This window comes from Clostridium sp. C8-1-8 (assembly GCF_009928445.1).
Lineage (GTDB): Bacteria > Bacillota > Clostridia > Clostridiales > Clostridiaceae > Clostridium_AR.
The window spans coordinates 1-17,507 of record NZ_JAABNO010000001.1 but is presented as its reverse complement, the minus strand read 5'-3'; the positions used below and the strand labels follow the sequence as shown (position 1 = coordinate 17,507).

16 protein-coding genes are annotated in these 17,507 nt (G+C 31.7%); 7 read left to right on the top strand and 9 right to left on the bottom strand.

Going from position 1 to position 17,507, the window contains the following annotated elements; translation table 11 throughout:
• Nucleotides 1-362: 362 nt before the first annotated feature.
• The 8 genes from GXK57_RS00080 to GXK57_RS00045 form a co-directional block, all read right to left on the bottom strand.
• A complete protein-coding gene (locus GXK57_RS00080) occupies nucleotides 363-1,004 on the bottom strand; it encodes a lactate utilization protein (RefSeq protein WP_160669639.1) in 642 nt (213 codons plus the stop codon).
• A gap of 282 nt (nucleotides 1,005-1,286) precedes the next feature.
• Nucleotides 1,287-1,697 carry a hypothetical protein gene (locus GXK57_RS00075; RefSeq protein WP_160669637.1) on the bottom strand — a complete coding sequence of 137 codons (411 nt, stop codon included), beginning with the start codon at nucleotides 1,695-1,697 and terminating at the stop codon, nucleotides 1,287-1,289.
• A gap of 345 nt (nucleotides 1,698-2,042) precedes the next feature.
• Complete coding sequence (locus tag GXK57_RS00070; protein WP_160669635.1) at nucleotides 2,043-4,040, bottom strand: methyl-accepting chemotaxis protein; 1,998 nt, start codon at nucleotides 4,038-4,040, stop codon at nucleotides 2,043-2,045.
• Nucleotides 4,041-4,536: 496 nt separating this feature from the next.
• Complete coding sequence (locus tag GXK57_RS00065) at nucleotides 4,537-5,040, bottom strand: SEC-C metal-binding domain-containing protein (protein WP_160669633.1); 504 nt, start codon at nucleotides 5,038-5,040, stop codon at nucleotides 4,537-4,539.
• 186 nt (nucleotides 5,041-5,226) lie between these two features.
• A complete protein-coding gene (locus tag GXK57_RS00060; protein WP_160669630.1) occupies nucleotides 5,227-5,394 on the bottom strand; it encodes a CxxH/CxxC protein in 168 nt (55 codons plus the stop codon).
• A 23-nt stretch (nucleotides 5,395-5,417) separates the two neighbouring features.
• Nucleotides 5,418-6,209 carry an MBL fold metallo-hydrolase gene (locus tag GXK57_RS00055; protein ID WP_160669627.1) on the bottom strand — a complete coding sequence of 264 codons (792 nt, stop codon included), beginning with the start codon at nucleotides 6,207-6,209 and terminating at the stop codon, nucleotides 5,418-5,420.
• A 26-nt stretch (nucleotides 6,210-6,235) separates the two neighbouring features.
• Complete coding sequence (locus GXK57_RS00050; protein WP_160669624.1) at nucleotides 6,236-7,498, bottom strand: UDP-N-acetylglucosamine 1-carboxyvinyltransferase; 1,263 nt, start codon at nucleotides 7,496-7,498, stop codon at nucleotides 6,236-6,238.
• 925 nt (nucleotides 7,499-8,423) lie between these two features.
• The gene (locus tag GXK57_RS00045; protein WP_128210902.1) at nucleotides 8,424-8,588 is read right to left on the bottom strand and encodes a DUF1540 domain-containing protein; all 165 of its coding nucleotides are present in this window, start codon (nucleotides 8,586-8,588) and stop codon (nucleotides 8,424-8,426) included.
• 160 nt (nucleotides 8,589-8,748) lie between these two features.
• Between GXK57_RS00045 and GXK57_RS00040 the strand changes: the two genes are divergently transcribed.
• The 5 genes from GXK57_RS00040 (at nucleotide 8,749) to GXK57_RS00020 (ending at nucleotide 13,304) form a co-directional block, all read left to right on the top strand.
• Nucleotides 8,749-9,297: a 2'-5' RNA ligase family protein gene (locus tag GXK57_RS00040; RefSeq protein ID WP_160669621.1), complete on the top strand. Its 549-nt coding sequence runs from the start codon at nucleotides 8,749-8,751 to the stop codon at nucleotides 9,295-9,297.
• A gap of 647 nt (nucleotides 9,298-9,944) precedes the next feature.
• Nucleotides 9,945-10,421 carry a dUTP diphosphatase gene (locus GXK57_RS00035; RefSeq protein WP_160669618.1) on the top strand — a complete coding sequence of 159 codons (477 nt, stop codon included), beginning with the start codon at nucleotides 9,945-9,947 and terminating at the stop codon, nucleotides 10,419-10,421.
• 241 nt (nucleotides 10,422-10,662) lie between these two features.
• Nucleotides 10,663-11,094 (top strand): DMT family transporter, encoded by a 432-nt coding sequence (locus tag GXK57_RS00030; RefSeq protein WP_160669616.1) that lies wholly within the window; start codon nucleotides 10,663-10,665, stop codon nucleotides 11,092-11,094.
• 52 nt (nucleotides 11,095-11,146) lie between these two features.
• Nucleotides 11,147-11,926, top strand: coding sequence for an MBL fold metallo-hydrolase (locus GXK57_RS00025; protein ID WP_243156344.1), 780 nt, complete (start codon nucleotides 11,147-11,149; stop codon nucleotides 11,924-11,926).
• A 184-nt stretch (nucleotides 11,927-12,110) separates the two neighbouring features.
• Entirely contained in the window at nucleotides 12,111-13,304 is a 1,194-nt protein-coding gene (locus tag GXK57_RS00020; protein WP_160669611.1) for a S8 family serine peptidase, read from the top strand.
• A 241-nt stretch (nucleotides 13,305-13,545) separates the two neighbouring features.
• Here the strand turns inward: GXK57_RS00020 and GXK57_RS00015 are convergent, their stop codons facing one another.
• The gene (locus GXK57_RS00015) at nucleotides 13,546-14,748 is read right to left on the bottom strand and encodes a M23 family metallopeptidase (protein WP_160669608.1); all 1,203 of its coding nucleotides are present in this window, start codon (nucleotides 14,746-14,748) and stop codon (nucleotides 13,546-13,548) included.
• Between the two features lie 376 nt (nucleotides 14,749-15,124).
• Between GXK57_RS00015 and GXK57_RS00010 the strand changes: the two genes are divergently transcribed.
• Complete coding sequence (locus GXK57_RS00010) at nucleotides 15,125-16,111, top strand: DnaD domain protein (RefSeq protein ID WP_160669605.1); 987 nt, start codon at nucleotides 15,125-15,127, stop codon at nucleotides 16,109-16,111.
• The gene (locus GXK57_RS00005; protein WP_160669602.1) at nucleotides 16,104-17,081 is read left to right on the top strand and encodes an ATP-binding protein; all 978 of its coding nucleotides are present in this window, start codon (nucleotides 16,104-16,106) and stop codon (nucleotides 17,079-17,081) included. Before GXK57_RS00010 ends, GXK57_RS00005 begins: the two co-directional genes overlap by 8 nt.
• Nucleotides 17,082-17,507: the final 426 nt, after the last annotated feature.

Genomic DNA, 17,507 nt, shown 5'->3' with positions numbered 1-17,507 from the left:
TAAGCTTATCCCCTTTATTACATTTATGCTATAACCGAAAATATCCTTCACCTCTTCTCTTAACTATTATAAAAAGGACTTTGTTTTAATACAGTGTAGGCTCAATGCCAATGATAATTGCACTTAAGTAACCACTTAACAATTAATCCAACACCCTCATAAAACAAAGCCTCATATGTTACTTTTAAAATAACTACCAGATCTCATGTTAACGTTTTCTAAAGTCAATGTTTACGACATTATTTTTCCATTTTTATTATAAAGCGACTCTATTCGATAAGTCAAGTAGCTTGACTAGCGCTTAAATACAAGAATAGTACCACTATCATAGTGATACTACCCTATTAAATAAAGTTCACTATTTAATACCCTAAGCTCTCATTAAGAATCAATACATGCATCCTAGTTTTGTCACCTTGTCTCTTTATAACAGTATACTCGTTGCATATCCTATCATTACTGCTGCAATCCATGCAATAACCTACCTTAGCACAAGGAGTGTTTCTATTAAGCCTCTTTGCATTTATAGGTGCTGATACTCTTTTGTTTCTTTCAATGGCTTCTTCAATATTTTTTACTATCTTATTAACTCCACATATAACTAAAACTTTATCTGGGCCAAAAAGCATAGCTGCAACTCTGTTTCCACCGCCATCTACATTGAATAACTGACCATCCTCTGTTAAAGCATTAGTGCTGGTAAAGAAAGCATCTGCACTAAAGGTCTTTCTGTGAATCTCCTTCTTTTCCTCTTCAGTAATTACCTTAACAGCTCTATCTAAAAAGTTATATCTGCCACTTCTAAGATGCTCTAATAAGCCTAGTTCCGTAAGGGTTGCCGATCCTCCACAGCTAACTGTAGCACCTTCAGAAACTAATTCCTTAATCTTCTCTAATAGCTCGTCTCTACTTTGTATATAGTATCCGTTTATGTTATTCTTGCTTAAAGCCTCTATTGTTCTCTCTATTTTTTTCTCATTTGACCAACACACATTTGAATCCATAGCTACTCCCCCAACCTTAAATATTATAACTAATTATATCATATAATTAACATTCCAATGCTTTCCATAAGGACTTCATCTTTACTTAATGGCTCTGTTAAAGTACTGTGTTGAAATTCACGGTCAGTCATCCGATGCTTAGATTAGCTTGCGCAAAGAATTAATATGATTTTATCGAAAGACTTGTCTTCAAAAATCTTTAGTAGTGTAATATAAGTTTTTCAAAACACAATATTTTCATTAATTCAAAGAAGTTACTTTTATAAATTTTAATATGAAATGTTACCTACTGTCTTCATCAATCTTATCATCAACCTTCCTCTTAACTACGGCAGGTAAAAAGGCAAATAGATTGACTATAGGTAATATAACTACTGCTAAAGGAAGATAAACTAATAGCTCCATATATCTCATCAATGGAATATTTAATGCTACTAATAAAAATAGAATCATTAGATTAGTTGCTTTACCTAGCTTTACGTCTAACATAGAAAAATATATAGCCATTAATACTGCTACATATACTCCTCTAATAGACCACACTAATAAGGCAATTGCACCAGTCATTGTAGGGTGTTGTCCTTCAACTGCAGAGATTGACCTTTGTTTAAATAATCCTATTAACACAAATACAGCAACAGTAATGAGGGGTAAGAAACAAAATTTTAGCGGTTTTAAATCCCTTTTCTTCATATTGATTTTATTACCCTCCTTTTATCAAGCAACTCACATACATATATTTCCTATTATATATTATAAGAATATAGTTTTACATATACTTGAAATATTATACCCTGTTTTATACTGCAAACCGGCTTTAGATCCATCATGGTTCCAAAGTTCTGACAGGCGGTTATAAAAGCTATAAAGCTAACAGTAGAGATCTTTCAGAAGTAGAAAGCTTTATAAGCGAAATATCTTCCTATACTATAACAAATGCAATTATAGCCCTGTCAGAGGTAGGAATATAAAACGGAATAAAAAAATATAGCACTGAATCATTATAATTCAGTGCTATATAAATTAAATTATTATATTCTAAAGCTTAAATCTATCTATCTTCTCTTCAAGGTTAATAGATATATCCTTTAGTATTGTTGAGTTTTGGTTAAACTCATCCATAGTTGCCGCTATTTCCTCAGTAGATGCTGATACTTCTTCCGTACTAGCTGCAGTTTCTTCAGATATTGCTGACATGTTTTGCATGCTTTCCATTATCTGATCCTTACTCTTATTAACCCCATCTATTGATGCTTTAACATTTTTTATAGCCTTTGATAGTTCCTTCATATATTCAGAGATATTTTGAAGGTTATTCTTAGTTTGATCTACAGAATCAGACTGGCTATTTATAGCTGCTTTTGTGCTAGACATTGCCTTAATAGCATTCTTTGACTTTCCATCTACTAAATCGATTATTGATCCTATTTCCTTAGTAGATTCAGTTACTTGTTCTGCAAGCTTTCTTATTTCATCAGCTACAACTGCAAAGCCTTTACCAGCTTCTCCTGCTCTAGCTGCCTCAATAGCTGCATTTAATGCTAGAAGATTTGTCTGTTCAGCTATTTCATTTATTATGTTAGTGAAGGACTTAATAGTTCCAACGGAGCTTGTCATATCATTTACTGCATCTTCTATGTTTTCAGAAGACTTATTGGTTTCTACTGACTTCTCACTTAAAACATCCATAGTTGTTATTCCATCTTCAGTCATTTCTTGAGTTACCATAGCTAGGTTTGTCATGGTATCTATTTGGTCATACATTTCTTTAAGCTCAGTTATTAATTGTTGAACTTCATAAACTCCTTGCTCTATATCATGAGCTTGTTCTGAACTTCCTGAAGCTACTTGGTCTATAGTCTTAGCAACATCATTGACCGCTGTAGCTACATCTTCACTCATAGTTGATATGGTTACTGCTGTCTTTTCCATTACTAAGGAGGACTCTTTAACTTCTCCTATAAGATTATGCATGCCATCAGACATCTCGTTAAAGCTTTCTGCTAACTGACCAAACTCATCCTTTGATTTTATAGATACTTTATATGTTAAGTCACCGTTAGCTGCCTTATTAAGACCATTTCTTATTATGTTTATGTTTTTAGCTATAAAGTTACTAATACCAACTGCAAACATAATGTTTAATATTAAAGTTAACACCATATCAATTATGGAAACATTAGTTAATGCTTTAGTATCTTTTGTAAGTTCGCTTTCATTCATTGAAGCAAATACTATCCATCCAGTAACTTTATTTCTGTCATAGCTTACAAACTTTTTATCACCATTATATGTATAAGGTTCAAAGCCACTTTGACTCTTCTCAACATTACTCCAGTAACTCTGTTTTTTAGCTTCATCTGTGCCTATAATCTTGCTGTTAGGATGAGAAACTAATACACCTTGGCTATCGCAAATATAAATGTAGCCTTGTTCTCCAACCTTTATGTTAGAGAGACTCTTAGATAACTTATCTAAGTTTAAGTCTATAGCTGCTACGCCTATTATTTGTCCGTCTTTTTCAACAGTCTTTGATAAAGATATTACCATCCCCCCAGAAGCTGCATCTTTGTATGGTGCGCTGAAAGTAATCTTCCCCTTGTTATTCATTGCATCTGTATACCAAGGTCTAGAAGTAGGATCATACCCACTTGGAAGCTGTGCTGCAGGATATATAAGCATCTTTTTATTAGCACGTCCAATATATATACTTCCTATATCAGTGTTCTTTTCCTGAAATGTCTTAAGAGTTCCCATAACCACATTATCATCATCACTTTTTATGCTATCCAACCCTGATACTGCATCAACCGCAGTAGAGAATATGGTAAAATAGTTGTCAACTAGTTTATTGGTTAGGTCAATTTCTTGAGTAGTAGTTACTCTAAGTTTATTATCCAATGTACTTCTCGATTGATGATTTGCTACTAGAGCGAAGATTAATAATGGTATTTGGCAAATTAATATCATTACTATAACTAATCTTACTCTTATGCTCTTTAAACCTAGACTATTCTTTTGTTTTTCTTTCTTCATAGCATCCTCCTAATGTTAATCTATATAGTAGCATAACAGCCTCCATCTTGTAACATCATTGACGCTTCTTTAATTATGGACGCACGTATCTGCAAATTATATATATAATTATCGTCATTTTCGCTAATTTATTAATGCTTTTGCACTATCCTTGTTATTTTTTTATTTTAATCATATATACCAAAAATGTGAGTCTTTTTCATAATACTTTTTAAGAGAATTGCTATACATAAAAACTTACTAAACCTACCTTCCTTAGTAAACCTTTGGCGCATCTGCCTTTCCAAATTCATATGAGGATAATCTGGTAGGCAGCATAATCTTTTTTACTGTTCACAATACATAACTATTCCAAATCCTTAATATTAAAAGGTTTAGCAAGTAAGAAGTTCATACTGGTCTTAATAAACAAAAAAGCCCAGTAGTAAATCCACTGAACTTTCTCTCTATATCTGATATTGCAAAACCTAAGTAATAGCTAAACATAGTAATCTAATTATTCAGCTTTACCACAGCACTTCTTGTACTTCTTTCCACTTCCACATGGACATGGATCATTTCTGCCTATCTTGTTTTCATTTCTAACAATCTTTGATTCTCTATATTGAACTGCTATCTCTTTTCTCTTTTCTGCTGAGAATATTCCTTCCCATTGTGGAAGCTCATAAAGATAGTCAGCCTTAGCATCTAACATGTTAAAGTATAGTTGTTCAAAGTTAATATCGAAAGCTAATTCTTGGTCAGCTTCTACAGTTTCAAGATCATATGGATTTTTAAGACTTTCGTTTATACCATCAACGAATCCCATGATAAATTCTGTTGTTGTGTTATAAGTTTTAGCTAACTCTGCTATAGTAGATTTCTTTACTGTATTATGAGCTGCAAGTAAGTCAGTATATACTCTTCTTTCTATATCACTGTACTCTACCCAAAAAGCCTCTTCTCCTTTAGTTTTAACATACTCTACAACCATATCTGTCCATTGACTATATAAACTCATTCTTATATCTCCTTCTTATTGTTATTCTATTGAAATTATACTAATTACTTTTATGTTTTTCAAGATTATAATTATAATTTTGCTACTTATACGAAAATTATATGTTAATCCATAATTATAAAGCATATTATTCATATAAAATATAGGTAATATGCCTTAAAACATCAATATTAATTTGTGTTATCTTTACGAGGCGCTGCCGCTGATTTTATATATAGCTTTTAATTCACAATAACTACACTTTCCCTCATCAATACCTTCAAGGTTTGGAAAAGTTTCATACTCATCTATGTACTCATCTATAGCCATGTCAACGTGATCTTCGCAACTTAGTTTCTCAATATAACTGCTCATTATATCATACCTTTCTTAATTAGTTATTTAAGTTCGATATAACTACTTGGTTTATGTCTATCCGCTAAAGTTAAATAAACATCCTTACCATCACTTATATTGTTGTCATTTAAAACATTTAAAACTGTTTGGAAAGCTAAGTCAGGATGATTGTTTGTGTTACTTAAATGTCCTAAAATTATCTTTTTAGGCTCATCCTTTAATATATCTACAATAGCCTTTCCACAGTCCTCATTGGAAAGATGCCCTATTTCACTTAATATTCTTCTTTTTAAAGGATATGGGTATGGCCCGTATTTAAGCATTTGTATGTCATGATTACTCTCCAAAAGTATAACCTCAGAATCTTTTATATTCTCTTTTATCTCTTCTGTAAAAGTACCAAAGTCAGTAGCTACACTTACAGCCTTTCCCTTTGATCTTATAGTATACCCCATAGGTCCTGCCGCATCATGGGGTATATTAAAGCACTTAACCTCTAAGTCCTTGATTCCAACAACACTTCTCTTATCTATAATTCTAATATTATCTTCTTTTATCTTACCTATTAGACTCTCCATAGCATTCCAAGTTTGTTCATTTGCGTATATTGGAATATTATACTTTCTAGATAAAACACCTATTCCTTTTATATGATCTGAATGCTCATGGGTTATAAATATTCCATCTATCTCAGAAGGATTTTCTTTTATTGCAATTAAAGCCTCATCTATTTTCTTTCCTGGCAGCCCGGCATCAATAAGTATCTTACCGCTATCAGAGCGTACAAAAATACTATTACCGCTACTGCCACTGTATAATGAGCAAAATATCATGCTTCTTCCCCCATGATTCTATTTTTTTATTCTTCTTCTATTCTGTATATATCCGCACCTAGTTCTCTAAACTTCTTTTCTATATGTGGGTATCCCCTGTCAATATGCTCAATACTGCATATTTCAGTTCTTCCCTCAGCAACCAAGCCAGCTATAACCATAGCAGCTCCAGCTCTTAAATCTGTAGCTTTTACTATTGCTCCAGTAAGCTTGCTTACTCCTTCTATAACAGCAACCTTGCCTTCTACCTTAACAGATGCACCCATCTTCTTAAGTTCATCAAGATGCTTTAGTCTGCTTTCCCATATTGTTTCTGTTATCATACTTCTACCGCCTGCAACACAAAGAAGCGTAGACATAGGCTGTTGAACATCTGTTGGAAAACCAGGATATGGAGATGTCTTTATGCTAACTCCTCTTAGTGGTTTATCAACAGCTACTCTAATACTGTCGTCGCCTTCTTCTACTATCGCGCCAGCTTCAAGCAACTTTGCAGAAATTGATTCAAGATGTTTTGGGATTACATTTGTTAAAGTAACATCACCTTTAGTTGCAGCTGCTGCTATCATAAAAGTACCAGCCTCTATTTGGTCAGGTATTACACTATAATTACAGCCCTTCATGGACTCAACGCCTCTTATTCTTATAACATCTGTTCCCGCACCCTTTATATCTGCTCCCATAGAGTTCAAGAAGTTTGCTACATCTACTACATGTGGTTCCTTCGCAACATTCTCTAAAACAGTTACTCCTTCAGCCATAGTTGCTGCTATCATAACATTTATAGTAGCTCCAACACTTACAACATCAAAGAATATATTAGCTCCTACAAGTCTATCTGCCTTAATATTAACTGCACCATGCTCTATAATGACTTCTGCTCCCATAGCCTCAAAGCCTTTAATATGCTGATCTATCGGTCTAACTCCTATAGGACAGCCTCCAGGTAAGTCTACCTTAGCTTTCTTAAATCTTGAAAGCAAAGCTCCTATAAAATAGTAAGAAGCTCTCATTGCCCTAACATCTGCAGTGCATGCCTCTAGTGTGTTTATATCTGTTGCATCTATTTCTAAAGTATTATTATCTATCTTGTTTACTGAACAGCCTAAGCCTTTAAGTATTCTCTCTAAGCAATGAACATCCTCAATGTCCGGTATATTATCTATTAAAGATTTTCCTTCACTTGCTAATATAGCTGCGGGTAATATAGCTACAGCTGCATTTTTTGCACCAGCGATTTCTACTCTTCCCCTAAGCTTGTAGCCTCCATTTATAACTAACCTTTCCATACTACTTCACCCTTGCTCACATATTTTATAATATATATATAAATTCCCCTATCTAAAGAACAATTATCCAAATAATGCCTTACAAATTTCAACAAATTTATACATCACATATTGTCAAAATTCACTAAATAAAGCACTTGTCCATAGTTTCCATTATATCATAACGTAATAATAATTAAAGTGATTTTTTACATTGATTGCTTGGAAAAATGTACCTTTATGAAATCACCAAACAACTTTGTATATTTATGTATTATTATCAAAAAATATTCATGAATTTTTTTAAATATTTATATATCAGCTAAAACCTCTTAATTACTTAAGCGATCTATACTGATACATACATATATATTCAAGTGTTTTAAAAAAGTTAACACTTTATATTTAGGCTAATATTGCTAAACTACTCCTTAAGGTTGTAATCTTTTATCAGCTTCCAATTATACTTTCTAAAAGAATTAATTTATACAGGTAATCATTGTAAGATAAAAATTTCTGGTTACGAAAACCTTTTCGCCGACCTTTTTTGCTATATTAATTTTATGATATGCTAAAGTGCTGTGTTGAAATTAGTTGGTCGTCCATACTATGCTTTAATCACCACTTAATTTCAAAAATGTTATTAAACATGACCTAGAAGTATATACGAGAAAAATATAGTAGGTGAGTCTATTTTGTTTTTACTCAATCTAACTTTTGAAATATATGTGAGGAAAATCTAGCAGGCAAATAAGATTTATTTCTTTACTATTTATGCTATAAGTCCATTGTAAGCCCTTGATATTGCTTATTTTATGTAGAAAAAACTATACTTTACTAAGAAAAAGAGAGGTTCTTTTTCATTGGTACTTTGTGGTTTCCCTATCATTCACGGCCGGTTCCTAGACAGTGAAAAAGGACAGCACCTTAAGCACTGTCCTATAAACTATCTTCCTTCTTCTTCAAAGCTTCCACAATCTGTTGATTCAACACTTTCAGCTCTTGATGCATGTTTTACAACCATTATCTGGTCTAGGCTGCAATAATTTTTATCTTTAGCATGATATTTGCATTCGGTAACTACACATCCTATACTATCATTATGTTTCATATTCTTATCCTCCTCTAAATGCTATATGTTTAAATTTTCGCAAAATTGTAATTTGCATATCTATTTTAAGTATTCATATATTTTTTTATACCTTGTAATATGTTATAATTTATAACAAAGTCTGTATGTTAAATGAGAATTGTATTGAAAGAGGTTAAAGATGAGGTATTATTTAGTTGCGCTATTTGATGATGACTCCTATAAATCAATAGAACCTATACAAAAAAGTATTTCTAAAAAGTATAGGCTTTATAAAAACCTGCCGACGCTACATATAACATTAGAGGTGGTAGAAAACCCAAACTTAGAAAAATTGGATGAAGTTATCTCTAAAATAATTAAACCATATAAAAAGTTTAAAGTTGAACTTAAAGATATTATTTGCTTTGGAGAACCTCATAAATCAGTAAACTTAAAGGTTGAAAATAAAGGGTATATAAAAAGACTATCTAGAAATATAAACGACACCTTGAAACTACATGGTTTCTCAGTTAGAGACAATATAAACGAATGGGACTTACACGTTTCTCTAGCTAATACCAACTTTGCTCAGAGAGAGTGGAAAAAACAAGAATATGATATTGCCTGCAGTACTGCAAAAACTGAGGGCTTTTACAATATGGCCAAGATAGACCGAATAGAGTTATGGAAGCCTGTAAATAATAAAAAAGACATGATTATAAAGACTTACAACTTGAAGTCTTATTAGTTATTCGTAGAAAACAAGGCCTTTTAAGTTAGGGAGGTTAAAATCTCCCATTGAAATTAAGTAATTAATCATAGGATGCTTCAATTCTAAAAGTTCTATAATATAGCATTTCCAGAATAAATTCTTAATTCCAACAAGGTTATTGAACATAGCACTAAGTATAATAGAATGCTGTACTAATACTATATATAGATGTACCACTTCCTAATAAAATTTATATTTTCAAAGCCTCCTATAATAAAGCAGAGAGTTGTGAAAATAATTTTGTTATTGAAGTGGTATATCTTTGAGTACAGCATTTTTACCTTTAATATTAATACATATAAAAATATTATTATTATTTTATTGTAAAAAATACTACATAAATCTTTTTAATATAAAGCCGATATATCTAAATAGATAGTTTTTATTATTTACCTTGTATTAAGTCTGTAACCTTATAAGAATCCCTTATAAATTATTTTACCTTAACGTTTCAGTAAAAAATGCATAACATTATTAGTTTATGTTTTAATTGTCAAATTTATATATTTTTTTAGAAAATAAAATATTTTTAAACTGTATTCGTTTACTGAACTTTTCATTTTTCAAAAGATTTTGTACAATATTATCGTGGCAATTGCCCAAGAAGATAGGGGGATATACATATGAATCTTAATAAGTTTTTTACAAGACAAAAAGAACTAAATAAGACATTAATCCTCGACCCAAATCTAAATGATTATAAACTTAGACAAAGAAAATTTTTAGAGCTTCAAATAAAGATAGGAGCATTAGCTGAAGATACAAAATGTTATAAGTATTGGGTTGAAAAAGATGCAAAACTAGTGAAAGCTTCAATTTTAGACAATTACATAAATTGTTTAAGCAGTATTCTAACTATTGGAATATATGAAAAATACGATGAGATAGAAGAATTAATAATTAAACCTAATGATTATTGTTTAAGCGATCAATTTTTAAACTTGTTCATAGATGTTAATGACTTAATAATTTCTCCATCAAAAGACCACTATGAAACATTACTAGATGATTATCTAAGTCTTGGAATAAGCCTTTGCTTTTCAGAAAAAGAAATAGAAGAAATATTTTTAAAAAACAACTTATGTAAATTGGCCCTTTAAGGGCTTTTTTTTATTTCTTTAAAGCTATAAGTATGATAAATTCCTTACAAATACACTATTAATATCAAATCACATGGAATGTAATAATACTAGCCTTACCTTTTTCCTAGATAGCTTGTATACTCAGATAACTTTCCTCCTTATTATGCTAAAAAAACTAAAACAATTCATGTAAATGAGCTAAAAAATACGAATATGTCATAGCTATTAATGGTAACAATAATTGCTGAGGTGATTATTGATGATGGGAATTATTTTTTCTATAATAGCTGGAATCGCAATGAGCCTGCAAGGTGTATTTAATACAAGGGTTGAAGCACGAATAGGAACCTGGGAAACCAATGCAATAGTACAAGGCTCTGCTTTTATAGTTACTATTATACTTGCTCTTACCATCGGCAAGGGCAGTTTTAAGGCCATAAAAGATGTAAGTAAAATATACCTACTGGGAGGAGTTCTTGGAGTAATTATAATTTTTACTGTAATAGAGGGAATAAAAAACTTAGGTGCAACCTACTCCATAGCTACTATCTTGGTGGCCCAACTCACTGCGGCAGCCCTTATAGACGCCTTCGGTCTTTTTGAAACCAAAAAAATTTCTTTTGGTCTAAACGAAATACTTGGAGTTATAATAATGATTACTGGTATAATAATATTTAAATGGAAAAGATAGATAAGGTAGGATATTAGATATGGTATTTTCAAACGTTGCATTTTTGTCTAAAATGGCATGGAAAAATATAAGGACTTACGCGAAGCCAATGGAGGAAGCTCATAGAGATGAAGTTAAGGAAAACTCCATTCGCTGGCTTGGTCATGCCACAGCTTTAATTAATATAAATAATAATATAGTTATAACAGATCCTGTATTTAACTCCTTCTTAGGTCATATAAAAAGACAGGTAAAGGTACCAGATGATATAAAAGGCTTAAAAGTAAATTATATTTTGCTGTCTCATGGACATACAGACCATATAAACTTTCCGTCTCTAAAAAGATTAAATAGAGATGCAATAGTTCTTTGTCCTAAAGGTTATAAAAAATTATTAAATCTTATAGGCTTTAAGAAGGTTTTTACTATAAGCCCTGGTGAAACCTATTCAGATGAAAATATATCAGTTAAAGCTTTAGAAGCCAATCATGATGGCAGACGATTCTATATAGGAAAAGTCAGCCATTCAAACTCTTATTTAATTGAGTCTAGTGACAAACAAGTATTTTATGCAGGTGATACTGCCTTTACTGACGAGTTTAAAGATCTAGCTGCAGATATAGCACTAATGCCTGTAGGCTGCTACAAACCTGATAGGTTTTGCTATATGCACTGTACTCCAGAAGAAAGTTATAAAATGTATAAAATGATGAATTGCTCTAAGATGGTGCCTATTCACTACAAGACCTTCATATTGTCCTTGGAAGACTTTAACGAAACCCACTCTAGATTAAAGTCCTTAGGCGATGATTCAGTTAAGATAATAGATATAGGCCAATGTGTAGACTTTTAAAAACAGAGCTTGTTGAAGATTATTTTCGAATTTTTTAACTATAGTTTTCATACCGTATAGCAAATTCGCACTCTAACATATAATATATTGTATGAGATTTTAGCATTACTAACTTCGGGCATTCTAATATTCTTATGAGAAGTTATAATACAATAAATCTTTTAACAATTTAAAGGAGTGTACCATGTTTTCTTTAAAAAGCAAGCTAGATACTGCTTTAAGGTATTATCTTTCTAAAGAATATTATAAAAGATATAGAGTTATTATAAAATATAAAAAATTCGGTGATACTATCACAAAAAAGATTACATCCTTTAAGGGAACTATAATAAATAAAATAGATTGGCTGGAATTAATAACTGCTGAAATATCTCCTAGAGCTATAGATAGACTTATAGAATATCCTGAAGTGGAATATATAAGCTTAGACGGATATTGTATATTATGCGGGTCAAGTATCGCATCTGCAAACGGAATAACCCTTTCAGGAAGATATAAGTTCACCGGTAGAGGTATAGGGATAGCTTTAATAGACAGCGGTGTATTTCCTCATCCTGATCTCTTAAGCCCTTCAAATAAAATAAATACTTTTTATGATTTAATCAATCAATATAAGTACCCCTATGATGACAATGGTCATGGAACCTTTATCAGCGGTATACTATGCGGAAGTGGAGGAAACTCAAACGGATTATATAAAGGCATTGCAGAAAAAGCTAGCCTTCACTGCTACAAGGCCTTTAACAGTACCGGCAAGGGATATGTATCTGATATTCTTTTTGCCTTAGATAGCATTATAGCCTCTTCTGAAAATGAAAACATAAGATTAATTTTGCTTCCCTTTGAACTTGCAAATGACAACATATTTTTCCTAGAGCAGTTTGATAAACTATTAAACTTAGCAGTTTCTAAAAGCCTAATTCCTATAGTGCCAGCAGGTAGTAATCCTAGTGTAGAATATTCTATGAGAGGAATAGCCACCTTGAAGTATTGTATAACTGTAGGCGGCTTAGATACAAATAAGTCTGTTAAACCTTATTTATATTCTTCTTGCGGCCCTGTTGGAAAGCTGCAAAAGCCAGAAATCTCTGCTGGATGTGTTAATATCCAATCTTTAAATTGTGATGCAAGTTATATCTCTGAAAGAAATGGATTAAAACTATATCCCACAAAGTTACCAGAACCTTATGCTATTTATTCTGGAACCTCTTGCTCAGCCGCTTATATATGCGGCATCTGCGCACTAATTCTCGAAAAAAATCCTTCATTAAACTTTAATGATATGAGATCATTACTGCAGATATCAGCAAAGCCTAATGATCTTCCTAGGTACTGCCAAGGGGATGGAACTGTTGACTTAGATAAACTACTAATATAAACCAAAGGGGCTGTAGTACTATGATAATTAGTTAACAGCTCCTCTTTTTTCGCATCTAAATATCCGAATGTACATGAGGAAAATCTAGCAGGTGAATAATATTTCTTTTTTACTGTTTACTCTGAACAGTTGCTCTAAGTCCTTTATATTACTAGATTTAGCTAGCGAACTGTCTTATGATTTCCTAGAAAATAAAATCATTTTACTTTCTTCTGCAATAATTAACTCCACTTAAACAATACTACTTTATGTACTTATTAGGATTTATTGCTGTTCCATTTACTCTTAATTCAAAATGCACATGAGGTCCAGTACTTCTACCCGTGTTTCCTACTCTACCTATTACATCCCCCCGTTTTACCTTATCCCCAGCCTTAACCAAAACCTTGCTACAATGGCCGTAGACTGTTTCAATACCTTCTCCATGGTCAACTATTATCATATTTCCATATACGCTGCTATAAGAAGTTTCTTTTATCTTTCCATCCATAGCCACACCTATTGGGTCTCCTACATTTGCAGCTATATCAATACCATGATGTACTTCCCCCCAACGCGCTCCAAAATTAGAACTTATCACTCCTCTTGAGGGTCTTGAAAGAAAAGCTACTCCAGAAGATATTGGATTTTTTATTCCTCTAGTTATAACTGTATCCTTTGGTTTAACCGTAACTTTCTCACTCAATTTTTCCGTATTAGTCTTTTTCCCATTTATAAAGGTTTCTTCTTCCTCAATCTCAGCTTTACCATTTGTTCCTTTATCAGTCTTTGACTCTCCCATGAATAAGTCTTCACTTGAATCTATAATAGTAGATGGTTCTACATCTATGAGTTTCTTATTCTTTGTCTTGATTTCAACCTTCACTAAAGGATTCTTACTATCTTTATCTGCATCTATTATTTTATCTGCTATTTCATCTGTAGACAGCACATTGGATACTGATGTTTTCTCTTCTATGTACTGATTATGACTTTCTACTCCTATAGAAACAACCTTGCTTCTGTCTATATTACTCATATCTATGTATTTGTCTGCAATCTTCTCTAGTATCTGCTTTCCTTCTTCCTTTTTAGCTATGTATCCAAAATCTTTATCTCCTATAATCAGCCTAAAGGCATTAACATTCATATTAAAATTCTTTATTATATTATCTTTTAAGTTATTTATGGTATTTACCGCACTATCTGAGCTACTTGTATTTTTGAAAGACAGTTTCTCATCCTTATCAACTTCAATACCAAACCTACTGTTTACTTCATTCTTGGCCTGATTAAAAGCTTCAACTGCCACTTCCTTATCAGTAACACATCCTATTTGTACTCCATTCTCATATGCATCGTAAAAAGATCTATGCCCACTTGATAATGCTATGTATATTAAAGTCGGCAATACTATTAATAATGTACTCCTTAATATAAATAATTTAACTCTCCTACTCTCCATACTTTATATCGCTTACCTCTCTTAAAATATTATGTAAACAAAATTAATGCTTTTTTAAGCGGTTCTTATCTTATAGAATCACTCCTCAAAATTAAGTTGGTATTTTAATAAAATCGAAGTAATCTACCTTTAATGCTCAGGTATTATAAGAGTAAAAAATCAACATTCTTTTTTAATATCTCCTATTGGCTTACTTATTATTCATACCTTTCTATAATATTCAAGATTATAGGTTTTAAGCTTTCCTTAGTCATTAATTGACAGCGTAGTATTGTTGAGAGAACCTTACCCCTCTGTTATAATATAAAGGAACGATTTTAATTGTTTGTTTTACTTATTTATTTGAAAATTATTTTGAATGGAGGGTTATGACCCTATGAGTACATTTATGCTTAAAAATTCTCCTGTAGAGTTTACTCCTGTAAGCAATATTTTTCTTGAAAAATATATGCCTAAAGCAAGAGGTGAATTTGTAAAAGTTTATCTACTTATGCTAAAGTACAGTATTTCAGGTGAATTAGGAGTTAGCTCATCCATTATAGCTTCTAATTTAAGTCTTCTAGAATCTGATATAATGAATGCCTTAAACTATTGGAATGATGAAGGTGTCATTCAGTTAGTTCCTATAGATAAAATGGGCAACTTTAATATAAAATTCTTAGAGTTAAATGCTGATGAAGATAATTCATCAACCCTTAACTTACTAGACGAGTTAAACAAAGACAACACTAAAGATATGCTTAAAGAAGTTGAAAGATTGTTAAGCAGACCTCTATCCCCTAAAGAAATGACAACGTATCTTGGTCTTCAAAATGACTTTTCTTTTTCTTCTGAGATGATATTGATGCTTATAGAATATTGTGTCTCCAAAGGTAAAGCAGATTCTAGATATATAGAAAAGGTTGCATTGGCTTGGCACGATAGTGGAATAAAAAATATTGAAGATGTTCATGCTTATATAAGTAAGAGCGAGGATAAATGGGTAAAGATAAGAAAGATCCTAGCTTATCTGGGCATAAAAAACGGTGAAGTAATGAAACCTCAGGAAGAGCTTATGGAAAAGTGGATGTTTACATATAACTTACCTAATGAGGTAATATTAAAAGCCTGCGAAATATGTTTCGAAAGACTCAACAGAGCTGATTTTAGATATATAGATGGAATATTAACAAGGTGGAATAATGATGGTATAAAGACCTTAGAGGATGTTGCTACCAAAAATCTACCACCTAAAGGTAATAATAAACAAAATAGTTACGATAACTCTAAGAAGAGCAATTTAAAGTTTACAGATTATGAGCAAAGAACCTACGATTACGATTCTTTAGAGAGAAAATTATTAGGATGGGATAACAATGATTAGTGGATATAAAAGTCAAGTTGAAAGTTTATATCAAAAAATTAGAGAAGAAGAAGCAGCTGCCTTAAAAAAGCGTAGAGAAGAGATAAAAGAAAAGCATCCTGAAATATTGGATTTAGATAATGAAATAGGAAAAATGAGTATTAAACTTTCTATGATTGCTTTAAGGTCAATGGACAATTTTGAAGAAGAATTTAAAAAAATAAAAGATGCCATAACGGAGCTTAGAGCAAAGAAGTACGAACTTTTAGTTTCTTATGGATACAATCCTGAATACTTAAATCTTCATTATAGATGTGCTAAGTGTAAGGACACAGGCTATATCGTCACAGAAAAATGCTCCTGCTACAAACATAAATTAGTAGGTTTATATTATAAGAATTCTGGACTTGAGAATGTTATACAAGAAGAAAACTTTAATACCTTCAACATCAACTACTATCCCACTCATAGGATTGGAGATGAAAAGTTTTCTCCAAGAAAAAATATGGAGTCTATACTTAGTTATGTTGTCGGAGACTATCTTCCTAACTTCTCTACTAAGAATGAAAACCTATTATTTTACGGTACATCAGGAACTGGTAAGACCTTTCTTTCCAACTGTATAGCTAAAGACCTTCTAGACAAAGGCTATTTAGTTGTATACAGAACTTCTGATGAACTAATAAGGGATCTAAAGGACGTTAGATTCAATAATAATGAAGCATTAGAAGACTTCTTAATTAATTGCGATCTTCTAATAATAGATGATTTAGGTGCAGAGCAAATAACAGAGTTCGTAGTAACTGAGTTGTTTACCCTTTTAAACAAGAAACTTCTTAATAAGAAGAAAATGCTTATATCATCTAATATGACCCTTCAAACCTTAACCAAGTATTATGCAGAAAGAATAACCTCTCGTCTCTTCGGAAATTTTAAACTTTTTAAGTTCTATTCTGAAGATATAAGAGTTAAAAAGAACTTATCTAGATAATTTAATTATTTATCAAAAGCTGATTTCTACCTTAAGAGAAATCAGCTTTTATTTTCTTCTAAAGCACTTTAATAAAAAGTCAGGTATAATCAGAAAAATGGTTATAAATATGCTTGCAAGTATAAAAACATAGAAAAGAAATTGTGGTAAAGACAATACGCTCATAACATCACCTTCATTTACTTATATATGTAATTATATTTATATCCGATTATTTATATTCCCTAGTGATACATAAGATTTATCTATATCGCTGTTAATGCATGCTGTTAAATTCAAGTGCTTAAAAATCAGATTCTTAGATGAATTTACTCAAATAATTGAAATAATATAACAAAAAAACATCTTACGAAATCGTAAGATGTTTTCTGTGGAGCTGGCAATAGGAATCGAACCTACAACCTGCTGATTACAAGTCAGCTGCTC

Excerpts from the sequence above, each read along its gene's own strand:
- GXK57_RS00075 (WP_160669637.1), bottom strand. The coding sequence starts at position 1,697 with ATGAAGAAAAGGGATTTAAAACCGCTAAAATTTTGTTTCTTACCCCTC.
- GXK57_RS00060 (WP_160669630.1), bottom strand. The coding sequence starts at position 5,394 with ATGAGCAGTTATATTGAGAAACTAAGTTGCGAAGATCACGTTGACATG.
- GXK57_RS00005 (WP_160669602.1), top strand. The coding sequence starts at position 16,104 with ATGATTAGTGGATATAAAAGTCAAGTTGAAAGTTTATATCAAAAAATT.
- GXK57_RS00065 (WP_160669633.1), bottom strand. The coding sequence starts at position 5,040 with ATGAGTTTATATAGTCAATGGACAGATATGGTTGTAGAGTATGTTAAA.
- GXK57_RS00050 (WP_160669624.1), bottom strand. The coding sequence starts at position 7,498 with ATGGAAAGGTTAGTTATAAATGGAGGCTACAAGCTTAGGGGAAGAGTA.
- GXK57_RS00070 (WP_160669635.1), bottom strand. The coding sequence starts at position 4,040 with ATGAAGAAAGAAAAACAAAAGAATAGTCTAGGTTTAAAGAGCATAAGA.
- GXK57_RS00080 (WP_160669639.1), bottom strand. The coding sequence starts at position 1,004 with ATGGATTCAAATGTGTGTTGGTCAAATGAGAAAAAAATAGAGAGAACA.
- GXK57_RS00035 (WP_160669618.1), top strand. The coding sequence starts at position 9,945 with ATGAATCTTAATAAGTTTTTTACAAGACAAAAAGAACTAAATAAGACA.
- GXK57_RS00045 (WP_128210902.1), bottom strand. The coding sequence starts at position 8,588 with ATGAAACATAATGATAGTATAGGATGTGTAGTTACCGAATGCAAATAT.
- GXK57_RS00020 (WP_160669611.1), top strand. The coding sequence starts at position 12,111 with ATGTTTTCTTTAAAAAGCAAGCTAGATACTGCTTTAAGGTATTATCTT.
- GXK57_RS00055 (WP_160669627.1), bottom strand. The coding sequence starts at position 6,209 with ATGATATTTTGCTCATTATACAGTGGCAGTAGCGGTAATAGTATTTTT.
- GXK57_RS00030 (WP_160669616.1), top strand. The coding sequence starts at position 10,663 with ATGATGGGAATTATTTTTTCTATAATAGCTGGAATCGCAATGAGCCTG.
- GXK57_RS00010 (WP_160669605.1), top strand. The coding sequence starts at position 15,125 with ATGAGTACATTTATGCTTAAAAATTCTCCTGTAGAGTTTACTCCTGTA.
- GXK57_RS00040 (WP_160669621.1), top strand. The coding sequence starts at position 8,749 with ATGAGGTATTATTTAGTTGCGCTATTTGATGATGACTCCTATAAATCA.
- GXK57_RS00025 (WP_243156344.1), top strand. The coding sequence starts at position 11,147 with ATGGCATGGAAAAATATAAGGACTTACGCGAAGCCAATGGAGGAAGCT.
- GXK57_RS00015 (WP_160669608.1), bottom strand. The coding sequence starts at position 14,748 with ATGGAGAGTAGGAGAGTTAAATTATTTATATTAAGGAGTACATTATTA.